The following is a 17,362-nucleotide window of genomic DNA, read 5'->3' as shown; positions in this document are numbered from 1 at the left end:
CCGTTTTGTAGTCGTGCCTACTTGCCGGCGGCGTCGAGCCGCTGTGCAAGCTGGTCGAGCACCGGGCGGATCTTTTCGCCGACGCTGATCTGCGGGTTGGAAAAACCGTCGTCCTTGCCGGCGTCAATTTCGCGCTGCTTGATCACGGGCACCGCGGCCGCGAAGGCGGTTTCGAACGAGTGTGTCTTGCGCAGTTCCTCGTCGAACATCGCGCGGCCAAAGAAGGTCAGCTCCGACAGGCGTCCGCAACCGTACGAGGTGTGCGTGGCGTCGGCGGCGGTCATGAGCAGCGTCTCGTCGCTCGCCAGGGGTTCGATCCAGCCGCCCGAGTAGCAAGCCGAGATCGCCAGCACGCGGTGGCGGATGCCGGCGTCGTCCAGCGCCTTGCGCAGGTCTTCGGGCGTGAGCCATGGCACGGTCAGCACGCCGTTCGTGGCGGCGAGTTGGTGGTCGTGCGCGCCGTGCGAGGTGAGGTAGACCACGAGCAGGTCGTTCTCGCGGTCCATGCGCTGGCCGAGCGCGGCAATGGCGCGCTGCAGGTTGAGCGGCGTGGCCCAGGGCAGCGTGTCGGCAGTGGTCGCGTGGTTGGCCAGATGCAGCACACGCTGCTTCGCATCGAAGCGCTCTTCGAGCAGCTTGGCGACCATCGTGCTTTCGCGCAGGAACACGTCTTCGGCGGCGTAGGGCGCGAACACGAGGCCGTAGACATTGACCTGCCCGGGCCGCCGCTCGCCGATGCCGGCCACCGCGTGCTCCCAGAGCGCCTGCTGCTGTTCGAAGACTTCCTGCGTGAGTTCCAGCGTCGGGCGCTGGGGCCGGGCGGCCGCCGCGGCGGCGTAGTCGACGTGCCACACGCGCTCCTGCATGTTGAGCGACTGCCAGAAACCCAGCGCCATCAGCACCACGAGCCCCGGCACGAACAAGGCGATCCGCCAGCGCACGACGGCCTCGCGCACCGTGAGGCGAGTGATCGCGATCAGCATCCACGCATAGCCGACGCCGTAGACCAGCCAGACGTTCGTCGTGCTCTTGAGGAACGCAGGGGACCAGCCGTACGCGAGGGCAAGCGTCAGGCTCATGAACAGCAGGTTGACGGGGAACGAGGCCCAGGTGGCGAGCACCAGCCAGCGTGCGAGCCGGCCCGGTCCGCCCTGCAACGCGCCCCAGCCCAGCCACGCGAGCGCACCCCACATCCAGAACTGGTAGAGCGCGACCGTGGGGCTGAGCTCGACCGGCCCGCGCACCTCGAAACGGCCGAGGCCGAGCCAGACCAATTCCGGCAGCAGCACGAGCAGCAACAGTTGCCAGGGCGCGGGCGCGGCTTCGATGCGCGGCGGCTGCAGGAAAGCGGTGCGCAGGCCCGCCGCGATCCAGTGCAGCAGGCTTGCACGCGGCGCAACCGGTGGTTCGGCAGGTGGCGAAAGGGGAGGGGCCGGCGCCGCTTCGGGCGTTTGGGCAGCGGTGGGGGGCGCGATGATGTCCTCGGGCATGGCGGCGATCATGCCTTTGCCAAACGGCACCCCCGACCCGCATTGCAGCACCTTCGGGTTAGCGAGAAGAACTTTCATCTTATGCATCGCATCGGTCTCATCTCCGACACGCACGGCCTCCTTCGGCCGGAAGCCACCGCCTTCCTGCAAGGCTGCGACTTCATCGTGCACGGCGGGGACATCGGCAGCGCCAGCATCCTCCAAGCGCTGGCCGCCATCGCGCCGCTGACGGTCGTGCGCGGCAACAACGACCGGGAGCCGTGGGCCGACGGCATTGGCGAGTCGGAATTCCTGAAGGTGGGCGGCGTGGTGATCTACGCCATTCACGATCTCTCGCAGATCGACATCGATCCCGCTGGGGCGGGCGTCCGTGTGGTGGTCTCCGGCCACTCCCATAAGCCGAAGATCGAGGAGCGCGACGGCGTGCTCTACGTCAACCCGGGCAGCGCCGGCCCGCGGCGATTCAAATTGCCGATCGCGGTCGCCGAGCTCATCGTCGATGGCAATGCGGTGTCGGCGCGCATCGTCGAGCTCGTCTGAATTCCCTTTGCAGAAAAGCCCCGATCTTCGTGGTCATAGGGCTTTAGTCAGGTGTCTGCAATTGAGAATTGATAGCATCTAGGTTTTGCTTACAGGTGCGCCCGGTCTCCAGGGCGCCGCCCCACCGTGCGAACAAACGATTTCGGCACCGCGCCGGCCAACACCACGGCCGTCGCCCTGCGCCTCGACCAGCTTCCGAACAACCAGTGGGCCACCGTGCTCGACGTGGCGCGCCCCGAGGGCGCGGACGACCGCGAGCTCGTGCTGCGCCTGACCGAAATCGGCTTCGTGCCGGGCGAGGCGGTGCGCATCGTCGCGAGCGGCATTCCGGGCCGGGAGCCGCTGGCAGTGCGCCTGGGCCACACCACCTTCGCGCTGCGCCGCCACGAGGCCGCGCTCATCCACGTCACGCCGGGAGCCGCCAACCATGGCTGAAGCCGTCATCCAGGGACCCGGCGGTTTCGCCCCCACCGCCCAGCCGGGGCGCATCGCGCTGCTCGGCAACCCCAACTGCGGCAAGACAGCGCTCTTCAACCTGTTGACGGGCAGCCGCCAGAAGGTCGCCAACTACGCCGGTGTGACCGTCGAGCGCAAGGAAGGAACGCTGCGCACCCCCACGGGCCGCCGCGTCTTCGTGCTCGACCTGCCGGGCGCCTACAGCCTGAACGCCCTCAGCGCCGATGAAGCCGTCACCCGCGACATCGTCACAGGCAAGAGCAACGAAGCGCTGCCCGACCTGCTGGTGTGCGTGACCGACGCGACCAACTTGCGCCTGAACCTGCGCCTCGTGCTCGAGGCGAAGAAGCTCGGCCTGCCGATGGTGGTGGCGCTCAACATGACGGACATGGCCAAGAAGCAGGGCATCGCGGTCGACACCGCCGTGCTCTCGCGCGAACTCGGCGTGCCGGTGATCGAAACCGTCGGTGTTCACACCGGCGGCGCGAAGAATTTGCTCGAAGCGCTCGACGCACCGGTCGCCGCCGCCGCACCGCAGCCCTGGCAGGCGCCCGGTCTGGACGACGTTCTGGCCACACAGCGCGAGGTGCGCCGCATCCTCGGCCTCGCGGTGAAGGAGCCGGTCGGCAGCCTCGCCACCAGCGACCGCATCGACCGCGTGGTGATGCATCCGGTCTGGGGCATGGTGGTGCTGGCCGTCACGATGTTCCTGATGTTCCAGGCCGTGTTCAGCTGGGCCAACGTGCCGATGGACGCCATCAAGGCCGGCACCGAGGCGCTCGGCAACCTGCTCAAGACAGCTATTCCCGAAGGCATGCTGCAGAGCCTGCTGGTCGATGGCGTGATCGCGGGCGTGGGCGGCGTGATCGTGTTCCTGCCGCAGATCCTGATCCTGTTCCTCTTCATCCTCGCGCTGGAAGACTCGGGCTACCTGCCGCGCGCGGCCTTCCTGCTCGACCGCGTGATGGGCACCGTGGGCCTGTCGGGCCGCTCGTTCATTCCGCTGCTCTCCAGCTTCGCCTGCGCCATTCCGGGCGTGATGGCGACCCGCACCATCAGCAACTGGCGCGACCGCATCACGACGATCATGATCGCGCCGCTCATGACCTGTTCGGCGCGGCTGCCGGTGTATGCGCTGCTCATCGCGGCCTTCATTCCGGCGCGCACCGTGGGCGGCATCTTCAACCTGCAGGGCGTGGTGCTCTTTGCGCTGTACGTGTTCGGCATCGTCTCGGCGATGGCCGTGGCCTGGGTGATGAAGCGGTTCCGCGACACCACGCAGCATTCGCCGCTTCTGATGGAACTGCCCGCCTACCGCTGGCCGAACCTGCGCAACCTCGCGCTCGGCCTCTACGAGCGGGCGTGGATCTTCATCCAGCGCGTGGGCACGATCATCCTCACGCTCACGATCCTGCTGTGGTTCCTGTCGACCTTCCCGTCGCCACCCGAAGGCGCGACCGGACCGGCCATCCAGTACAGCCTGGCCGGCATGATCGGCCGCGGGCTCGAATACATCTTCGCGCCCATCGGCTTCAACTGGCAGATCTCGATCGCGCTGGTGCCGGGCATGGCGGCGCGCGAAGTGGCGGTCGGCGCGCTGGGCACGGTGTACGCGCTCTCGGCCACAGGCGACGACGTGGCCGGCGCGCTCGAGCCGCTGATCGCCGGCAGCTGGTCGCTGGCGACGGCGCTGTCACTCCTGGTCTGGTACGTGTTCGCACCGCAATGCATCTCGACGCTGGCCGCCGTGAAGCGCGAGACGGCCTCGTGGAAGTACGTGTGGATCATGGCGGGCTACCTGTTCGCGCTCGCCTACGCGGCGTGCTTCATCACCTATCACGTTGCAGTGGCACTGGGCGCGGGTTAAAACCGCTCCTGACGCTGAAAGGTTTGAAGAAGAAATGACCCAACAACTGATCGTCGGATTGATCGTCGCGGCCGCCGCGTTCTACGCGGTCTGGCGCTGGATGCCCGCAGGCTGGCGGCGCAGCGCGGCCCACAAGCTGGCAGCCGGCACGCAGCGTGCCGGCCTGGTCGACCAAGAGCGCGCCAACCAACTGGCCGCATCGCTCGCCAAGACTTCGGGCTGTGGCTCGTGCGACACCTGCGGCAGCTGCGCTCCCAAGAAACCGGTCAGCACCAACACCACGCAAGCCGACAAGGCCCTCTCGAACAGTCTCTGAGACCGATGCCCACGCACATCCTCGTCGCCGGGGGCGGCATCGGGGGGCTGGCCGCGGCACTGGCGCTTTCGCGGGGCCGGCACCGCGCCGATGTCTTCGAGCAGGCGGCGGTCTTCGGCGAGATCGGGGCCGGCGTGCAGCTCGGACCCAACGTCACGCGGCGCCTTCAACAACTGGACCTGGGCACGGGCCTCGCGAAGATCGCGGCACGTCCCGATGCATTGGTGGTCCGCAGTGCCGGAAGCGATGCCGTGCTGGCCCGCCTGCCGCTGGGCGATGCGATGCAGCAGCGCTACGGCGCTCCCTACTTCTGCGCACACCGTGCCGACCTGCATGCACTGCTGCTCGAAGCGGTGCGCACGCGCGGCACCGGCACGTTGGTGACGGCCGCGCAGATCAAGCAGGTCGAGACCAGCGACGACCTCGTGTGCGTCTCGAGCGCCGATGCCCGCGCCTGGGAGGGCGAGGCGCTTGTGGGCGCCGATGGTCTCTGGAGCATGGTGCGGCGCCAACTCGATACGCCCGCGGCTGCGGAGCCACCTCGCGTCACCGGCCACACGGCATGGCGCGCGCTGGCCTTGCAGTCCGACTTGCCCGCGGCATTGCGGCGCCAGCAGATCGATGTGTGGCTGGGCCCGCATCTCCACGCCGTGGCGTACCCGGTGCGCGGCGGCGACTGGCTCAACGTGGTGGTGATCGCCGAATCCGCACCGGCCGGCGATGCGCGCGACTGGGACCAGTCCAGCAGCATCGCGGCCTTGCAGCAGGCCACGGGCCGCAGCGGCGGCGGCCTGCAGGCGTTGCTCGAAGCGATGCCCGGCTGGCGCGCCTGGTCGCTCAGCGACCGCGCGCCGCTGACCTCCGCCGCCGACATGGCGCACGAGCGCGTCGCGCTGGTGGGCGATGCTGCGCATCCGATGGTGCCGTACCTCGCGCAGGGCGCCGGCATGGCGATCGAGGATGCCGTCGCGCTGGCCGAAGCATTGGGCGCTGGCAGCGCGGCCGAGGTGCCCGCAGCCTTCGCGCGCTACGCCGAGGCGCGCTGGCAGCGCAATGCGCAGGTGCAGGCCCGCGCGCGGCGCAACGGCGAGGTCTTTCATGCGACCGGCCCTGTGCGCTTCGGGCGCGACCTCGCGATGCGCACGCTCGGCGCGCGCTTGCTCGACCAGCCCTGGCTGTACGGCGGTTGAATGAACCCTCGGGCCTTCAGAGCCTGAAGGTCTGCAGGTGTTCGATGCGTTCCGCCAAACCTTCCGGCCCGAGGTAGTGCCCGAGCGAGCCATCGCGCACTTTCACCAACGTCGTTTCCAGTTCCGTCAGCATCGCATCGCGTTCCGCGACAAAGGCCGGCGGCACGTCGATGCCGGCTTCGGTGCAGGCATCGGCGATCAGGTGCGCGCTCGCGGGCGCACCGCATGCCACGCACTTGACGATGGCCGCCACGCTCGGCTCGGCCCCGTTGGCCAGCAGCGCGCTCGTGAGCTCGGGCGCGATCTGGCCATCGACGTTGCGCAAGGCGTCGGCTGCCACCGGCGCGCCCGCACGCACCAAGGCCGCGGCCGCTGCGAAGGCACTCTGGCTCAACGCCACGTCGGTCGCGAGGGCGCTGCCTTGCTGCGGCCCGTCGAAGCTCACGCCCGAAGCCGCCAGATCGGCCACCAGCGGCGCATCGTCGGTCGCGATCGCGTGATGGAGCGCCGCGCGCGCGAGCGCCGGGTGATGGCGCAGCGTGCCGTCCGCGAGCGGCGTGCGCCAGTCGACCACGGCGCGGCAGTAGAAGGTGACCAGTTTGTCCATCAGGTCGAGGTCCAGCCCGTGGTCCTGGTGGCGGTCGTCCAGGTACTGCAGCAGGGTCTGGCCCGAGAAGTAATCGCTCGTGGGGGCCAGCGGGTCTTCGTCGAGGTGCAATGCGGCGAAGGCGCCTTGCAGGTCCGGTGCGATGGTGCTCAACGTGTCTTCGTGCAAGGCGTGCGTCCAGGCCGGCGGCAAGCCTTGCTTCCATGCGATGACCCGGCCGTACGCCTCGCCGGGCTCGACCACGGCGTAGATGCGGTCGAGGTACTCGAAGCCGCCGAAGGGCAGGTGCGTGAGCTTGCCGTTCCAGGGCGCGCCGTTCTCGGCAGCGGCGTCTTTGGCCAGCGCCTGCTCGTGCTCGATCCAGCCCTGCAGGTCGTGGTAGCCGTCGCTGCCGTCCCAGAAGAGTTCCGACCAGCTCACGCTCTCGATGTTGCCGTTCATCGGCAGCGCGAGGTCGTAGTCGAGGCGTCCGCCCGCCGTCTCTTGCCACAACGCGACCATTGCCTCGGGAATCGGTCCTGCGCAGAGGGCCTGCACCGCGGCGATCTGCTGCGCCGGCATCGGCGGCTGCGCATCGAAGATCACGCGGTCCGCGAACATCACGACGCCGTGTGCCCGCAAGGTGGAGATCTCGTCGGGTGAGAACCGGATGTTGTGCATGGCAGTGGCCTCCGTCGTTGTTGCCAAAAATGTAGCGCTTTGCGCGGGTGTGGCAACCGGTACATGCGAGCGTTCAGCCTGTTGATTGCGAAACGACTGGCCATTCGATGCGTTCGAAGAGGCGCATCAGCCTCGCCTTGCGCACCGGATTGAACTGGCCGATCCACGCGATATGGCCGAGCAGGTGACCACGGAAGTCGGCGACCTTCGCGCGGTTCTGGCTCGTGGGGCCGTGCATCACGCACTGATGCAGCACCGCTTTCAAACGGTCGAAGTCGACGCGCGGCGTGTTCGCCTTCTCGTTCACGACCACGCCTGTCACGCGCTGTTGGTGATGCCGCGGCATGCAGCGCACCTTGCGCGGATGAAGCGCGAAACCTTCGCCGGCCGAGATGCCATCGACCCAGGCACGCAGCGCGCTGAACCGTCCGCGCAGCGACGCAGGCCCCGAGAACACGAGATCGTCCGCATAGCGCGTGTAGGTCGCGCCGAAGGCCCACGCGAGGCCTTCGAGCCGCATGTCGAGGCGAAAGGCGCAGAGGTTCGCCAGCGCGGGCGAGCAGGGCGAACCCTGCGGCAGATGCGGCTCGGCCAGACGCTTGGCGCCCATCCAGTCGAGCCCGCCGTCGTCGCGAAGGCGCTCGATCACCGCTGCCGACGTGCGGTGCGTGCACAGCGCGGTGAGCGCGCGCGCCACGCCCTCGGGATAGCCCAGCGTGCGCCACAGCGCATGCACACGCGAGGCGCGAATGCTGGGAAAGAAGTCGCGCAGGTCGAAGCCGATCACCACCTCCTGGCCAACGTGCGCGGCCGCATGGCTCGCGACCGAGCGCTCCTGCACGAAACCATGGGCCGCCTCGTGCACCGGCACCCGCTGCAGCAGGTCTTCGAGGATGCGGCGCTGCACACGTTTGAGGTCGGCCTTGGGAATCTCCAGCAGCCGCAGGCCGCCGATGCGCTTGGGCTGCAGCTGGTAGCGGTAGTGCAATGCGGGGCGCGAGGCCGATGCGTCGGGTGCGCGAAAGGCCTGCGATGCGGCGGTGAGCCACGCGAGGCGGTTGGGTTCGAGTTCGAGCCACAGCGCAAGATCGGCCAGCGTGGGTAGCCGAGGCAAGGCGAAGTGATCGAGGCCCATTGGGCGCGGGAGCATGTCGGCGGGACGCAGGATGAGCCTGCGGATGCGGGGCGGCTCGTCCTGTTCGAAGGCGAGTTCCAGCGCTGGCGTCTCGAGGATCGCCAGCGTCAGCCCGGGAGGATCGGTGCGCTCCCATGTCGCGAGCGATCGCTTGCCGAGTTCTTCGGCCAGCAGCTTCAGCCACGGCGGGTTGACGCCCAGCGCCGCCTCGGCCCGCGCACGCAACGCATCGGGCGTGGTGCCGCCGGGCTGCCTCGCATCCGCCAGCAAGGCATGCGCGAGGCCGCGTGCAATCCATTCCCTGTAGCTCGTCTCGCGCGTCATGAAGGCGGTGAAGTGGAACGAAAGTGGCAACCGGCCCTTCAACCAGCCGGTGATGCGCTAGCACGCCTGCGCGTCAGCGCAGTGATGCTCTCGCGCCGAAATGCGTACCCATCCATCCACCGCGGGGGTGCCCCGCAGCACAAGAAAAGCGACGAATCGCCTGCCTTGTCGAGTCTTGAAGGTCCGGTGCCGCGGCGATTGTTGCACGCGGCCTGCGACGCTCAGAGGTCGGTGCGCAGCTTCCAGATCTCGGGGAACAGCACCACGTCGAGCATCTTGCGCAGGTAGCTCACGCCGCCCGTGCCGCCGGTGCCGCGCTTGAAGCCGATCACGCGTTCGACCGTCGTCACATGGCGAAAGCGCCAGAGGCGGAAGGCGTCTTCGAGGTCGGTGAGTTTTTCGCCGAGCTGGTACAGGTCCCAGTGGTCGTGCGGGTTGCGGTAGACCACGAGCCATGCCGCCTCGACGCCGTCGCTCGATTCGTAAGGCTGCGTCCAGTCGCGCTCCAGCCGGTCGGCTGGCACCGGCAGGCCGTGGCGCGCGAGAAGGCGCAGGGACTCGTCGTAGAGCGACGGAGAGCGGTAGGCCGCTTCGACCTGCGCGAGCAGATCGGCGCGGTGCGCGTGCGGCTTGAGCATCGCGGCGTTCTTGTTGCCGAGCGCGAACTCGATGCAGCGGTACTGCGCGCTCTGGAAGCCGCTGGAATTCGCGAGGTAGGGACGCATCGCCGTGTATTCGGGCGGCGTCATGGTCGAGAGCACGGTCCATGCGCTCACCAGCTGTTCCATGATGCGGCTCACGCGCGCGAGCATCTTGAAGGCGTCGGCCAGCTTCTCTTCGGCGATGCAGGTGGTGGCGGCGCGCAGCTCGTGCAGCATCAGCTTCATCCAGAGCTCGCTGGTCTGGTGCTGCACGATGAACAGCATCTCGTCGTGCGCGGGCGAAAGCGGATGCTGGGCGTTGAGGATCTCGTCGAGGTGCAGGTAGTCGCCGTAGCTCATGGACTTGCTGAAGTCCAGTTGGGCCTTTTCTTCGTGGACGATGTTCTCGGGGGATTTGTCGATGCTCATGATGTGTGCCGGCCGGTCATCGCCAGACCACGGCGGTGTAGGAAGACAGGCCCATGCCGGATTCTTTCTTCGGGTAGACGAAGCGCACGACCTCGTTCTTGCGCTTGAACTCCTGGTAGGTCTCGCCGCCAGGAATGCGGCCCTTGTCGGCCGGTGCGTAGCCCGCGGCGCGAGCTTCCTTCACGAGCACGTCGAAGACAGCCTTGTCGGTGGTCGAGAACTGGACGCTGTTTTCGTCGGCGCGGCTCTCCACATAGGTGGACTTCATGACGTTGGTGGTGTGGTCGCCCGCTAACTTGTCGTACTCGATCATGCTGACCCACTCGGTCGTGGTCTTGTCGCGGTAGGAAAAGCCCTGGCGCTTGATCTCCTGCCGGAAGGCGTCGGGAGACATGGCGACGAAGGCCTTGAGCTGGGGCAGGGTGAAGTTCGGCTGCTGCGCGAAGGCCGGGGCAGCCAGCATCAGGAGCGACCCGAAGAACGCGATCAATCGGTGTTTCATGGGGATGCGTTGCTCAGGTCACTGCGTTCTTGCGGTTGAATTCTTCGCGCTTCCACTCACCGGATTCGAGCACCTGCACCAGGTGTTCGACCGAGTTCCACACGTCCTCGAAGCCGATGTACAGCGGCGTGAAGCCGAAGCGCAGGATGTCGGGCATCTGCGAATCGCCGGCGCGGTAGTCGCCGATCACGCCGCGTGCGATCAGCGCCTGCACGATGGCGTAGGCGCCTTCTTCGCGGCTGAGGCAGACCTGCGAGCCGCGCTGTGCGTGGTCGCGCGGGGTGACGAGCGAGAGCCCTTGTCCTGCGCAGCGCTCCTCGACCAGTGCGATGAAGAGGTCGGTGAGCGCGAGCGACTTGGTGCGCAGTGCGGCCATCGCGCCCTGGTCCTTGTTGAAGGCTTCGGCGGCAAGCACGGTGTCCAGGCCGCATTCCAGACCCGCCAGCGCGATGATGGGTTGGGTGCCGCAGAGATAGCGGCTGACGCCCGGCGCGGGACGGTAGTGCGGCGTGAATTCGAATGGCGCCGCATGGCCCCACCAACCCGACAGCGGCTGTTCGAACTGACCCGCGTGCTTCGTATTGACCCAGGCGAAAGCCGGTGCGCCGGGGCCGCCGTTCAGGTACTTGTAGCCGCAGCCGATCGCGTAGTCGGCGTTGCTGTCGTTGAGTGCGACCGGCACGGCGCCCGCGCTGTGCGCGAGGTCCCACACCGTGAGCGCGCCGGCTGCGTGCGCGGCGGCCGTGATGGCCTTCATGTCGTGCATTGCGCCGGTGCGGTAGTTGACGTGCGTGAGCATCAACACGGCTACTTCGTCTGTCAGCACCGCAGGTAGTTCGCTCGCGTCGATCAGCTTGAGCGTGAAGCCGCGCTCGCGGCACAGCGACTCGGCGATGTAGAGGTCGGTCGGGAAGTTGCTGCGCTCGCTCACCACCAGCTTGCGGCCGCTGTCCTTCTGTTGCGAGAGCGCGGCGAACAGCACCTTGTAGAGATTGACCGAGGTGCTGTCGGTGCACACCACTTCGCCGGGCGCTGCGCCGATGAGCCTTGCCACCTTGTCGCCCAGGCGCTGCGGCAGGTCGAACCAGCTCGCGGTGTTCCAGGAGCGGATGAGGCCTTCGCCCCATTCCTTGGTCACGACTTCGGCGATGCGGGCTGGCGCGGACTTGGGCAGCACGCCGAGCGAGTTGCCGTCGAGGTAGAGCACGCCCTCGGGAAGGATGAATTGGTCGCGCAGGGCGCGCAGCGGGTCTTGCGCGTCGAGCGCGCGGCAGTCTGCAAGGGTCGTCATGGTGAAAGGTTTCAGCGGGGAAGATCGCGCAGCACGGCGCGAACGGGAGAAGCATCGGCGCTCACCAGCTTGAGCGGCAGCGCGATGAGTTCGTAGTCGCCCTCGGGCACGGCGTCGAGCACGAGGTTCTCGAGCACGCGCAGGTCCAGGCGGCGAATGCGTTGGTGGCTCTCCAGCGTCTTGCTGTCGGCCGGGTCGATGCTGGCGGTGTCGATGCCGATGAGCTTCACGCCCATCGCCGCCAGGCGCTCGACGGTGGCGGGCGCATAGGCCGCCAGTTGCGGGTCCCAGTGGCCGACGGGCATGGTGGCGTAGGTGCGCACCAGCACGCGGGGCGGCAGGTCGCTCGTGACCGCATGCGCGATGTGCTCCCACTCGATCAGCGGCCCCTTGGCGATCGCATGGATCACCCGGCACGGCCCGAGGAAGGGCGCGAGATCGACGTGGCCGATGGTCTGGCCTTCGGGGTCGTAGTGCAGGGGCGCATCGGCATGCGCGCCGATGTGGGGCGAGAGCTTGATCTCGCTGACGTTGACCGGGCACTCCGGTGAAATGGTCGCGGCCCAGCGCTGCTGGTAGGGCGTGTCGCCGGGGAACACCGGAGCGCCTTCATGCACCGGAGGGGAGATGTCCCAGACACGGGGTTGGGGTTGCAGAGAACGCATGGCGCGAAGTTAGCGCCGGGCGAGGGGTCGTGGTGTCGGTTATTTCCAACACACCGCGTGACCAGATGCTGTGACTCAGGCGTTCAGCGCGGGGAGGCCGTGCCGGGCGCGCGCCCGTTCGCAGGCGTCGCTGCCGGACTGCAACTCGTGGCACGGGTTGGGGCGCCACTCGTAGATGCCGCAGGCGACCGTCTGACCGATCTTTCCGGTGAGCGCTGCGCAGCGCATCGGCGTGTGGTCGGTGCCGCGCATGCGGCAGAGGGCGTCGTTCACCTCGACCGCAAGGCCCGACGGCACGCGGCCGCCGTTGTCGTCGAGTTCATGCACGCTGAAGTCGACGCGGTAGCTGGCGCAGCAGGCGCCGCATTGCTGGCAAGGGGACACGCGGCCGCGCCTTCTTCTTCAGGTGCTCGTCAGAGCCTGCCGAGCAGCAGGAACTCCATCAAAGCCTTTTGTGCGTGCAGGCGGTTCTCGGCTTCGTCCCACACCACCGACTGCGGCCCGTCGATGACCTCGGCCTGCACTTCCTCGCCGCGGTGCGCGGGCAGGCAGTGCATGAAGAGGGCGCCGGGCTGGGCGATGCGCATCATGTCCTCGTCGACGCACCAGTCGGCAAAGGCCTTGCGGCGCGCCTCGTTCTCGGCCTCGTAGCCCATGCTGGTCCAGACGTCGGTGGTGACGAGGTCGGCGCCGCGGCAGGCTTCCATCGGGTCCTTGAAGACCTTGTAGCTGTCGCCCGAGCGGATGCCCGCGATCGACTGGTCGACTTCGTAGCCGCTGGGCGTGCTCACATGCACCGTGAAGCCCAGGATCTCGGCCGCCTGCAGCCAGGTGTTGGCCATGTTGTTGCCGTCGCCCACCCACGCCACCGTCTTGCCTTGGATCGAGCCGCGGTGCTCGATGTACGTGAAGATGTCCGCGAGGATCTGGCAGGGGTGGAACTCGTTCGTGAGGCCGTTGATGACCGGCACGCGCGAGTGCGCGGCGAAGGCATCGATCTTGGTCTGCTCGTAGGTGCGGATCATCACGAGGTCGACCATGCGGCTGATGACCTTGGCGCTGTCCTCGATGGGTTCGGCGCGGCCCAGTTGGCTGTCGCCGGTGGTCAGGTGCACCACGCTGCCGCCGAGCTGGTACATGCCGGCCTCGAAGCTCACGCGGGTGCGCGTGCTGGCTTTCTCGAAGATCATGGCCAGCGTGCGGTCGACCAGCGGCTGGTGCTTTTCGTACGTCTTGAACTTCTTCTTGATGATCGCCATGCGATCGAAGAGGTAGACGTACTCGTCGGCCGTGAGGTCGGCGAACTGCAGGTAGTGGCGGATGGTGGGCTGTGTCGTGGCGGTCGTCATTGCGCGGCAGGCTCCGACAGGAAGTTTTTGACGATCGGCGCGAGGATCGCGACGATTTCGTCGGCCTCGGCAATGCTCAGAATGAGCGGCGGCACGAGGCGGATCACCTTGTCGGCGGTCACGCTCAGCAGCAGGCCGGCGTCGCAGGCGCGGTTCAGGATCACGCCGCAGGGATGGTCGAGTTCGATGCCGAGCATCAGGCCCTGGCCGCGGATTTCCTTCACGCCGGGCAGGCCGCCGATTTCGCGTTCCAACGCGGCCTTCAGGTGCGCGCCGACGGTGGCGGCGTTCTCGAGCAACTTGTGCTCTTCCATGATGCGGATGGTTTCCACGCCGGCACGCATCGCGAGCGGGTTGCCGCCGAAGGTGGTGCCGTGATTGCCGGGGCCGAAGATGTTGGCGGCCTTGGGGCCGGCCACCACGGCGCCGATCGGCACGCCCGAGCCGAGGCCCTTGGCCAGCGGCATCACGTCGGGCTTGATGCCCGCCCACTGGTGGGCGAACCACTTGCCGGTGCGGCCCATGCCGCACTGCACTTCGTCGATCATCATGAGCCAGTCGCGCTCGTCGCAAAGCTGGCGCACTTGCTTCAGGTAGTCCACGCGCATCGGGTTGATGCCGCCTTCGCCCTGGATGGTCTCGAAGAACACGGCCACCACGTTGGGGTTGCCTTCGGTGGCCTTCTTGAGCGCCTCTATGTCGTTCAGCGGCACGCGGATGAAGCCCTCGACCAGCGGGCCGAAGCCGGCCTGCACCTTGGGGTTGCCGGTGGCTGACAGGGTGGCGATGCTGCGGCCATGGAAGGCGGCTTCGTAGACGACGATTTCGGGACGCTCGATGCCCTTGTCGTGGCCGTACTTGCGCGCCAGCTTCAGGGCCGCTTCATTGGCTTCGAGGCCGGTGCAGCAGAAGAAGGCGTTCGTCAGGCCCGAGAGCTCGGTCAGCTTGGTGGCCAGCTGTTCCTGGCCGGTCACGTGGTAATAGTTGGAGCTGTGGATCAGCTTGGTCAGCTGGTCCTGCAGCGCGGGCACCAGCTCGGGGTGGTTGTGGCCCAGCGTGTTGACGGCGATCCCGCCCAGGCCGTCGAGGTAGGCCTTGCCCGCGGTGTCCCAGACTCGGCAGCCCTGGCCATGCGACAGTGCGATCGGCAGGCGACCGTAGGTGTTCATGACGTGGGGCGAGGTGGGTTGGGCGGTAGCGCTCATTGGGTTCTCCAGATAGGGAACGCGGATTCTAGGCGTGCGTTTTGACGGCTTCGTTGAGGATTCCGCATTACAGCAATGCCCGCTCTTCAGGATGCAAAAAGTGCCCCGGATAGAATCCGTTGCTGCACCGCAGCACCTGTTTCGGTCGCCTCAATCAACGATGATTTCCCCCACCGCCAAAGAAATCTTCATCCAGGGCATCACCCGTGATGGCCGGACCTTCCGCCCCAGCGATTGGGCCGAGCGGCTGGCGGGCGTCATGAGCTCCTTCCGGCCCGGCGGCGCGTTTCCGGGCAGCTACCTGAGCTATTCGCCGTGGTGCGTGCCGACGAGCATCAACGGAATCAAGTGCGTGATCGTGAACCGCGACCTGCGCGATGCCGAGCCCATGGCCTGGGATTTCTGTGTGAACTTCGCCAAGGACAACGACCTGCAGGTCTCCGAGGTGTGTCCGGCGGCGCCCGCACCGGCCGCGCCGAAGGCCGCGCAGACGCCGGTGGCGGCTGCTGTGCGGTCGGAGCCCGCCGCGCCGGTGATTCCCGTCGAGCAGCCCAAAGCCGATTGACCGGCAAAGCCGAAACCGAGCGCCCATGAAAAAACCGCCCGAAGGCGGTTTTTACACTTTGCTGCAGCGCACCCCGATCAAACGGCGGACCGGAGAATTCCGATCCGGGCTTGCCTGACAGGTGTCAGGCGGCGGCCTTTTCAGGCGCGAGGGCGAGGGCCTTGACCTTGGCCGACAGGCGGCTCTTGTCGCGGGCTGCCTTGTTCTTGTGGAAGATGCCCTTGTCGGCGACAGTGTCGACGATGCTCTGGGCCTTAGCGAACAGTTCGCTTGCCTTGGTCTTGTCGCCAGCCAGAACAGCCTTTTCGACGTTCTTGACCGCGGTACGGTATTTGGAGCGCAGCGAGGTGTTCGCAGCGTTGAGCTTGGTGTCCTGGCGGACGCGCTTACGGCCGGAGGCGAGGCGCGGGTTCTTTTTCTTGGGCTTGGCGGATGCCATGATTTAGTTCCTTAGGTGTCTGAGGATGATGCAGCAAAGCCCGCGATTATAAGCCGGCCGGCCTTCCCCAGCCAATTCGGCCGATTTGGCGGCCCTTCGGCACCCTACACTCGCCCGGTGTCCCTGCTCAAATCCGCCTCCACCGTTTCGCTTCTGACCCTCGCCTCGCGGATCACGGGCCTCGTGCGCGACGTGCTCTTTGCCTCGGTGTTCGGTGTCAGCGCGCTCACCGATGCCTTCAACGTCGCATTCCGCATTCCGAACCTGTTCCGGCGGGTCTTCGGCGAAGGCGCCTTCAGCCAGGCCTTCGTGCCGGTGCTGGCCGGGCGCAAGACTGAAGGCGGGGAAGAGGGCGCCAAGGAGCTGATCGACCACGTCGCGACGCTGCTGACCTGGACGCTTCTCGTGGTCTGCGTGGCCGGCGTGGTCGGCGCGCCGCTCCTGGTCTGGGCCATGGCCAGCGGCCTGAAGGGATTCGACGCGGCCATCGTCATGACGCGCTGGATGTTTCCCTACATCGGCTTCATGTCGCTGGTGGCGCTGGCGGGTGGCATCCTCAATACGTGGCGCAAGTTCGCGGTGCCGGCGGCGTCGCCGGTGCTGCTGAACCTGGCGCTGATCTTTTCCATCGTGGTCGGCGCGCCGCTGTTTCGGCGCTATGGCATCGAGCCGATCTACGCGCAGTGCGTGGGTGTGCTGGTCGGTGGTGTGTTGCAGCTGGCCCTGCAGATTCCGGCGTTGCGCGCGCTCAACCTGATGCCGCGCGTCGGCGCAAGCTTCAAGGCGCTGCGCGCCGCCTGGGCCGACCCGACCACCCGCAAGGTGATGAAGCTGATGCTCCCCGCCCTGCTGGGCGTGAGCGTTGCGCAGATATCGCTGCTCATCAACACGCAGATCGCCTCGCATCTCGCGACCGGCAGCGTGACCTGGGTGGTCAACGCCGACCGGCTGATGGAATTTCCCACCGCGATGCTCGGCGTCGCGCTCGGCGTCGTGCTGATGCCGCAACTCTCCAGCGCCCGCGCGGCCAAGGACGACGCGCGCTATTCCGCGCTGCTCGACTGGGGCTTGCGCCTGGTGGTGCTGCTGTCCGCCCCGTGCGCCATCGCGCTTTTGCTCTTCGCACAGCCGCTGGTCGCTGTGCTCTTCCACAACGGCGCTTTCGGCGACGAGGACGTGAAACGCACCACCCTGGCGCTGATGGGCTACGGCGTGGGCCTCGTCGGCATCGTGGCCATCAAGATCCTCGCGCCCGGCTACTACGCCAAGCAGGACACGCGCACACCGATGCTGATCGCCGTGGGCGTGCTCGTCTTCACCCAAGTGCTCAATTTCTTCCTGGTGCCGGTGCTGCAGCACGCGGCGCTGACGCTCACGATCGCCATCGGCGCGCTGGTCAATGCGACCTGGCTGCTGGTGGGCCTCGTGCGCCGCGGCAGCTACAAGCCGGAACCCGGCTGGGGCAAGTTCACGCTGCAGGTTTTGGCCGGCACGCTGGTGCTGGCGGCTTTCCTGGTGTGGGGCGCACGCTATTTCGACTGGATTGGCCTGCGGGCGCAGCCCCTGCATCGCATCGGCCTCCTGGCCGCGCTCGTCGCGGGCGCCGCGCTGATCTATTTCGCCATCCTGGCGGCCGTCGGGGTGCGGCTGCGCAGTTTCATGCGCCGCTGAACCGCCTGGCGATACCTGTG

The 17,362-nt window shown here is 67.3% G+C and carries 18 protein-coding genes; 7 read left to right on the top strand and 11 right to left on the bottom strand.

Annotated elements, in window-relative coordinates; all coding sequences use genetic code 11:
* Positions 1-17: 17 nt before the first annotated feature.
* Positions 18-1,502 (bottom strand): C13 family peptidase, encoded by a 1,485-nt coding sequence (locus QFZ83_RS20590; protein ID WP_307509598.1) that lies wholly within the window; start codon positions 1,500-1,502, stop codon positions 18-20.
* Between the two features lie 69 nt (positions 1,503-1,571).
* Between QFZ83_RS20590 and QFZ83_RS20585 the strand changes: the two genes are divergently transcribed.
* The 5 genes from QFZ83_RS20585 (at position 1,572) to QFZ83_RS20565 (ending at position 5,859) form a co-directional block, all read left to right on the top strand.
* Positions 1,572-2,030 carry a metallophosphoesterase family protein gene (locus QFZ83_RS20585; protein WP_307509594.1) on the top strand — a complete coding sequence of 153 codons (459 nt, stop codon included), beginning with the start codon at positions 1,572-1,574 and terminating at the stop codon, positions 2,028-2,030.
* Between the two features lie 126 nt (positions 2,031-2,156).
* On the top strand, positions 2,157-2,465 hold the full coding sequence (locus tag QFZ83_RS20580; protein ID WP_257858508.1) for a FeoA family protein: 309 nt from the start codon (positions 2,157-2,159) through the stop codon (positions 2,463-2,465).
* Positions 2,458-4,353, top strand: a complete 1,896-nt coding sequence (locus tag QFZ83_RS20575) for a ferrous iron transporter B (protein WP_307509591.1) — start codon at positions 2,458-2,460, stop codon at positions 4,351-4,353. Before QFZ83_RS20580 ends, QFZ83_RS20575 begins: the two co-directional genes overlap by 8 nt.
* Positions 4,354-4,387: 34 nt before the next feature.
* Positions 4,388-4,669, top strand: a complete 282-nt coding sequence (locus QFZ83_RS20570) for a DUF6587 family protein (RefSeq protein WP_307509588.1) — start codon at positions 4,388-4,390, stop codon at positions 4,667-4,669.
* Positions 4,670-4,674: 5 nt separating this feature from the next.
* Positions 4,675-5,859 (top strand): FAD-dependent monooxygenase, encoded by a 1,185-nt coding sequence (locus tag QFZ83_RS20565; protein ID WP_307509585.1) that lies wholly within the window; start codon positions 4,675-4,677, stop codon positions 5,857-5,859.
* A 16-nt stretch (positions 5,860-5,875) separates the two neighbouring features.
* Here the strand turns inward: QFZ83_RS20565 and QFZ83_RS20560 are convergent, their stop codons facing one another.
* The 9 genes from QFZ83_RS20560 to QFZ83_RS20520 form a co-directional block, all read right to left on the bottom strand.
* On the bottom strand, positions 5,876-7,126 hold the full coding sequence (locus QFZ83_RS20560; RefSeq protein ID WP_307509583.1) for an SMI1/KNR4 family protein: 1,251 nt from the start codon (positions 7,124-7,126) through the stop codon (positions 5,876-5,878).
* A 73-nt stretch (positions 7,127-7,199) separates the two neighbouring features.
* Positions 7,200-8,585: a reverse transcriptase family protein gene (locus QFZ83_RS20555; protein ID WP_307509581.1), complete on the bottom strand. Its 1,386-nt coding sequence runs from the start codon at positions 8,583-8,585 to the stop codon at positions 7,200-7,202.
* 221 nt (positions 8,586-8,806) lie between these two features.
* Complete coding sequence (kynA, locus tag QFZ83_RS20550) at positions 8,807-9,655, bottom strand: tryptophan 2,3-dioxygenase (protein ID WP_307509578.1); 849 nt, start codon at positions 9,653-9,655, stop codon at positions 8,807-8,809.
* A 16-nt stretch (positions 9,656-9,671) separates the two neighbouring features.
* A complete protein-coding gene (locus QFZ83_RS20545) occupies positions 9,672-10,157 on the bottom strand; it encodes a hypothetical protein (protein ID WP_307509576.1) in 486 nt (161 codons plus the stop codon).
* A 13-nt stretch (positions 10,158-10,170) separates the two neighbouring features.
* Entirely contained in the window at positions 10,171-11,448 is a 1,278-nt protein-coding gene (gene kynU, locus QFZ83_RS20540; protein ID WP_307509573.1) for a kynureninase, read from the bottom strand.
* A gap of 11 nt (positions 11,449-11,459) precedes the next feature.
* Positions 11,460-12,113, bottom strand: coding sequence for an arylformamidase (kynB, locus tag QFZ83_RS20535; RefSeq protein ID WP_013540055.1), 654 nt, complete (start codon positions 12,111-12,113; stop codon positions 11,460-11,462).
* Positions 12,114-12,188: 75 nt separating this feature from the next.
* Positions 12,189-12,497, bottom strand: a complete 309-nt coding sequence (locus tag QFZ83_RS20530) for a YkgJ family cysteine cluster protein (protein WP_306878003.1) — start codon at positions 12,495-12,497, stop codon at positions 12,189-12,191.
* A 29-nt stretch (positions 12,498-12,526) separates the two neighbouring features.
* Positions 12,527-13,462 (bottom strand): ornithine carbamoyltransferase, encoded by a 936-nt coding sequence (gene argF, locus QFZ83_RS20525; RefSeq protein ID WP_013540057.1) that lies wholly within the window; start codon positions 13,460-13,462, stop codon positions 12,527-12,529.
* Positions 13,459-14,667, bottom strand: a complete 1,209-nt coding sequence (locus QFZ83_RS20520) for an aspartate aminotransferase family protein (protein ID WP_307509570.1) — start codon at positions 14,665-14,667, stop codon at positions 13,459-13,461. The genes argF and QFZ83_RS20520 overlap by 4 nt, the downstream gene beginning before the upstream one ends.
* Positions 14,668-14,827: 160 nt before the next feature.
* On the opposite strand from QFZ83_RS20520, the gene QFZ83_RS20515 reads away from it, so the two are divergent.
* Positions 14,828-15,232 (top strand): DUF3579 domain-containing protein, encoded by a 405-nt coding sequence (locus QFZ83_RS20515; RefSeq protein WP_307509568.1) that lies wholly within the window; start codon positions 14,828-14,830, stop codon positions 15,230-15,232.
* A 124-nt stretch (positions 15,233-15,356) separates the two neighbouring features.
* Here QFZ83_RS20515 and rpsT read toward each other — a convergent pair whose 3' ends face one another.
* Positions 15,357-15,671, bottom strand: a complete 315-nt coding sequence (rpsT, locus tag QFZ83_RS20510) for a 30S ribosomal protein S20 (protein WP_007831346.1) — start codon at positions 15,669-15,671, stop codon at positions 15,357-15,359.
* 117 nt (positions 15,672-15,788) lie between these two features.
* Here rpsT and murJ point away from each other — a divergent pair, with 117 nt between their 5' ends.
* The gene (murJ, locus tag QFZ83_RS20505; protein ID WP_307509565.1) at positions 15,789-17,342 is read left to right on the top strand and encodes a murein biosynthesis integral membrane protein MurJ; all 1,554 of its coding nucleotides are present in this window, start codon (positions 15,789-15,791) and stop codon (positions 17,340-17,342) included.
* Positions 17,343-17,362: the final 20 nt, after the last annotated feature.

This window comes from Variovorax sp. W1I1, from assembly GCF_030815625.1.
GTDB classification, from domain to species: domain Bacteria; phylum Pseudomonadota; class Gammaproteobacteria; order Burkholderiales; family Burkholderiaceae_C; genus Variovorax; species Variovorax paradoxus_C.
The sequence above is the reverse complement of the archived record's forward strand: the minus strand, read 5'-3'. Positions and strand labels throughout refer to the sequence as shown.

Bases quoted from the DNA above. Each gene is read 5' to 3' on its own strand.
- QFZ83_RS20590 (WP_307509598.1), bottom strand. From the start codon at position 1,502: ATGATCGCCGCCATGCCCGAGGACATCATCGCGCCCCCCACCGCTGCC.
- QFZ83_RS20585 (WP_307509594.1), top strand. From the start codon at position 1,572: ATGCATCGCATCGGTCTCATCTCCGACACGCACGGCCTCCTTCGGCCG.
- QFZ83_RS20575 (WP_307509591.1), top strand. From the start codon at position 2,458: ATGGCTGAAGCCGTCATCCAGGGACCCGGCGGTTTCGCCCCCACCGCC.
- QFZ83_RS20570 (WP_307509588.1), top strand. From the start codon at position 4,388: ATGACCCAACAACTGATCGTCGGATTGATCGTCGCGGCCGCCGCGTTC.
- QFZ83_RS20565 (WP_307509585.1), top strand. From the start codon at position 4,675: ATGCCCACGCACATCCTCGTCGCCGGGGGCGGCATCGGGGGGCTGGCC.
- QFZ83_RS20560 (WP_307509583.1), bottom strand. From the start codon at position 7,126: ATGCACAACATCCGGTTCTCACCCGACGAGATCTCCACCTTGCGGGCA.
- QFZ83_RS20555 (WP_307509581.1), bottom strand. From the start codon at position 8,585: ATGACGCGCGAGACGAGCTACAGGGAATGGATTGCACGCGGCCTCGCG.
- kynA (WP_307509578.1), bottom strand. From the start codon at position 9,655: ATGAGCATCGACAAATCCCCCGAGAACATCGTCCACGAAGAAAAGGCC.
- QFZ83_RS20545 (WP_307509576.1), bottom strand. From the start codon at position 10,157: ATGAAACACCGATTGATCGCGTTCTTCGGGTCGCTCCTGATGCTGGCT.
- kynU (WP_307509573.1), bottom strand. From the start codon at position 11,448: ATGACGACCCTTGCAGACTGCCGCGCGCTCGACGCGCAAGACCCGCTG.
- kynB (WP_013540055.1), bottom strand. From the start codon at position 12,113: ATGCGTTCTCTGCAACCCCAACCCCGTGTCTGGGACATCTCCCCTCCG.
- argF (WP_013540057.1), bottom strand. From the start codon at position 13,462: ATGACGACCGCCACGACACAGCCCACCATCCGCCACTACCTGCAGTTC.
- QFZ83_RS20520 (WP_307509570.1), bottom strand. From the start codon at position 14,667: ATGAGCGCTACCGCCCAACCCACCTCGCCCCACGTCATGAACACCTAC.
- QFZ83_RS20515 (WP_307509568.1), top strand. From the start codon at position 14,828: ATGATTTCCCCCACCGCCAAAGAAATCTTCATCCAGGGCATCACCCGT.
- rpsT (WP_007831346.1), bottom strand. From the start codon at position 15,671: ATGGCATCCGCCAAGCCCAAGAAAAAGAACCCGCGCCTCGCCTCCGGC.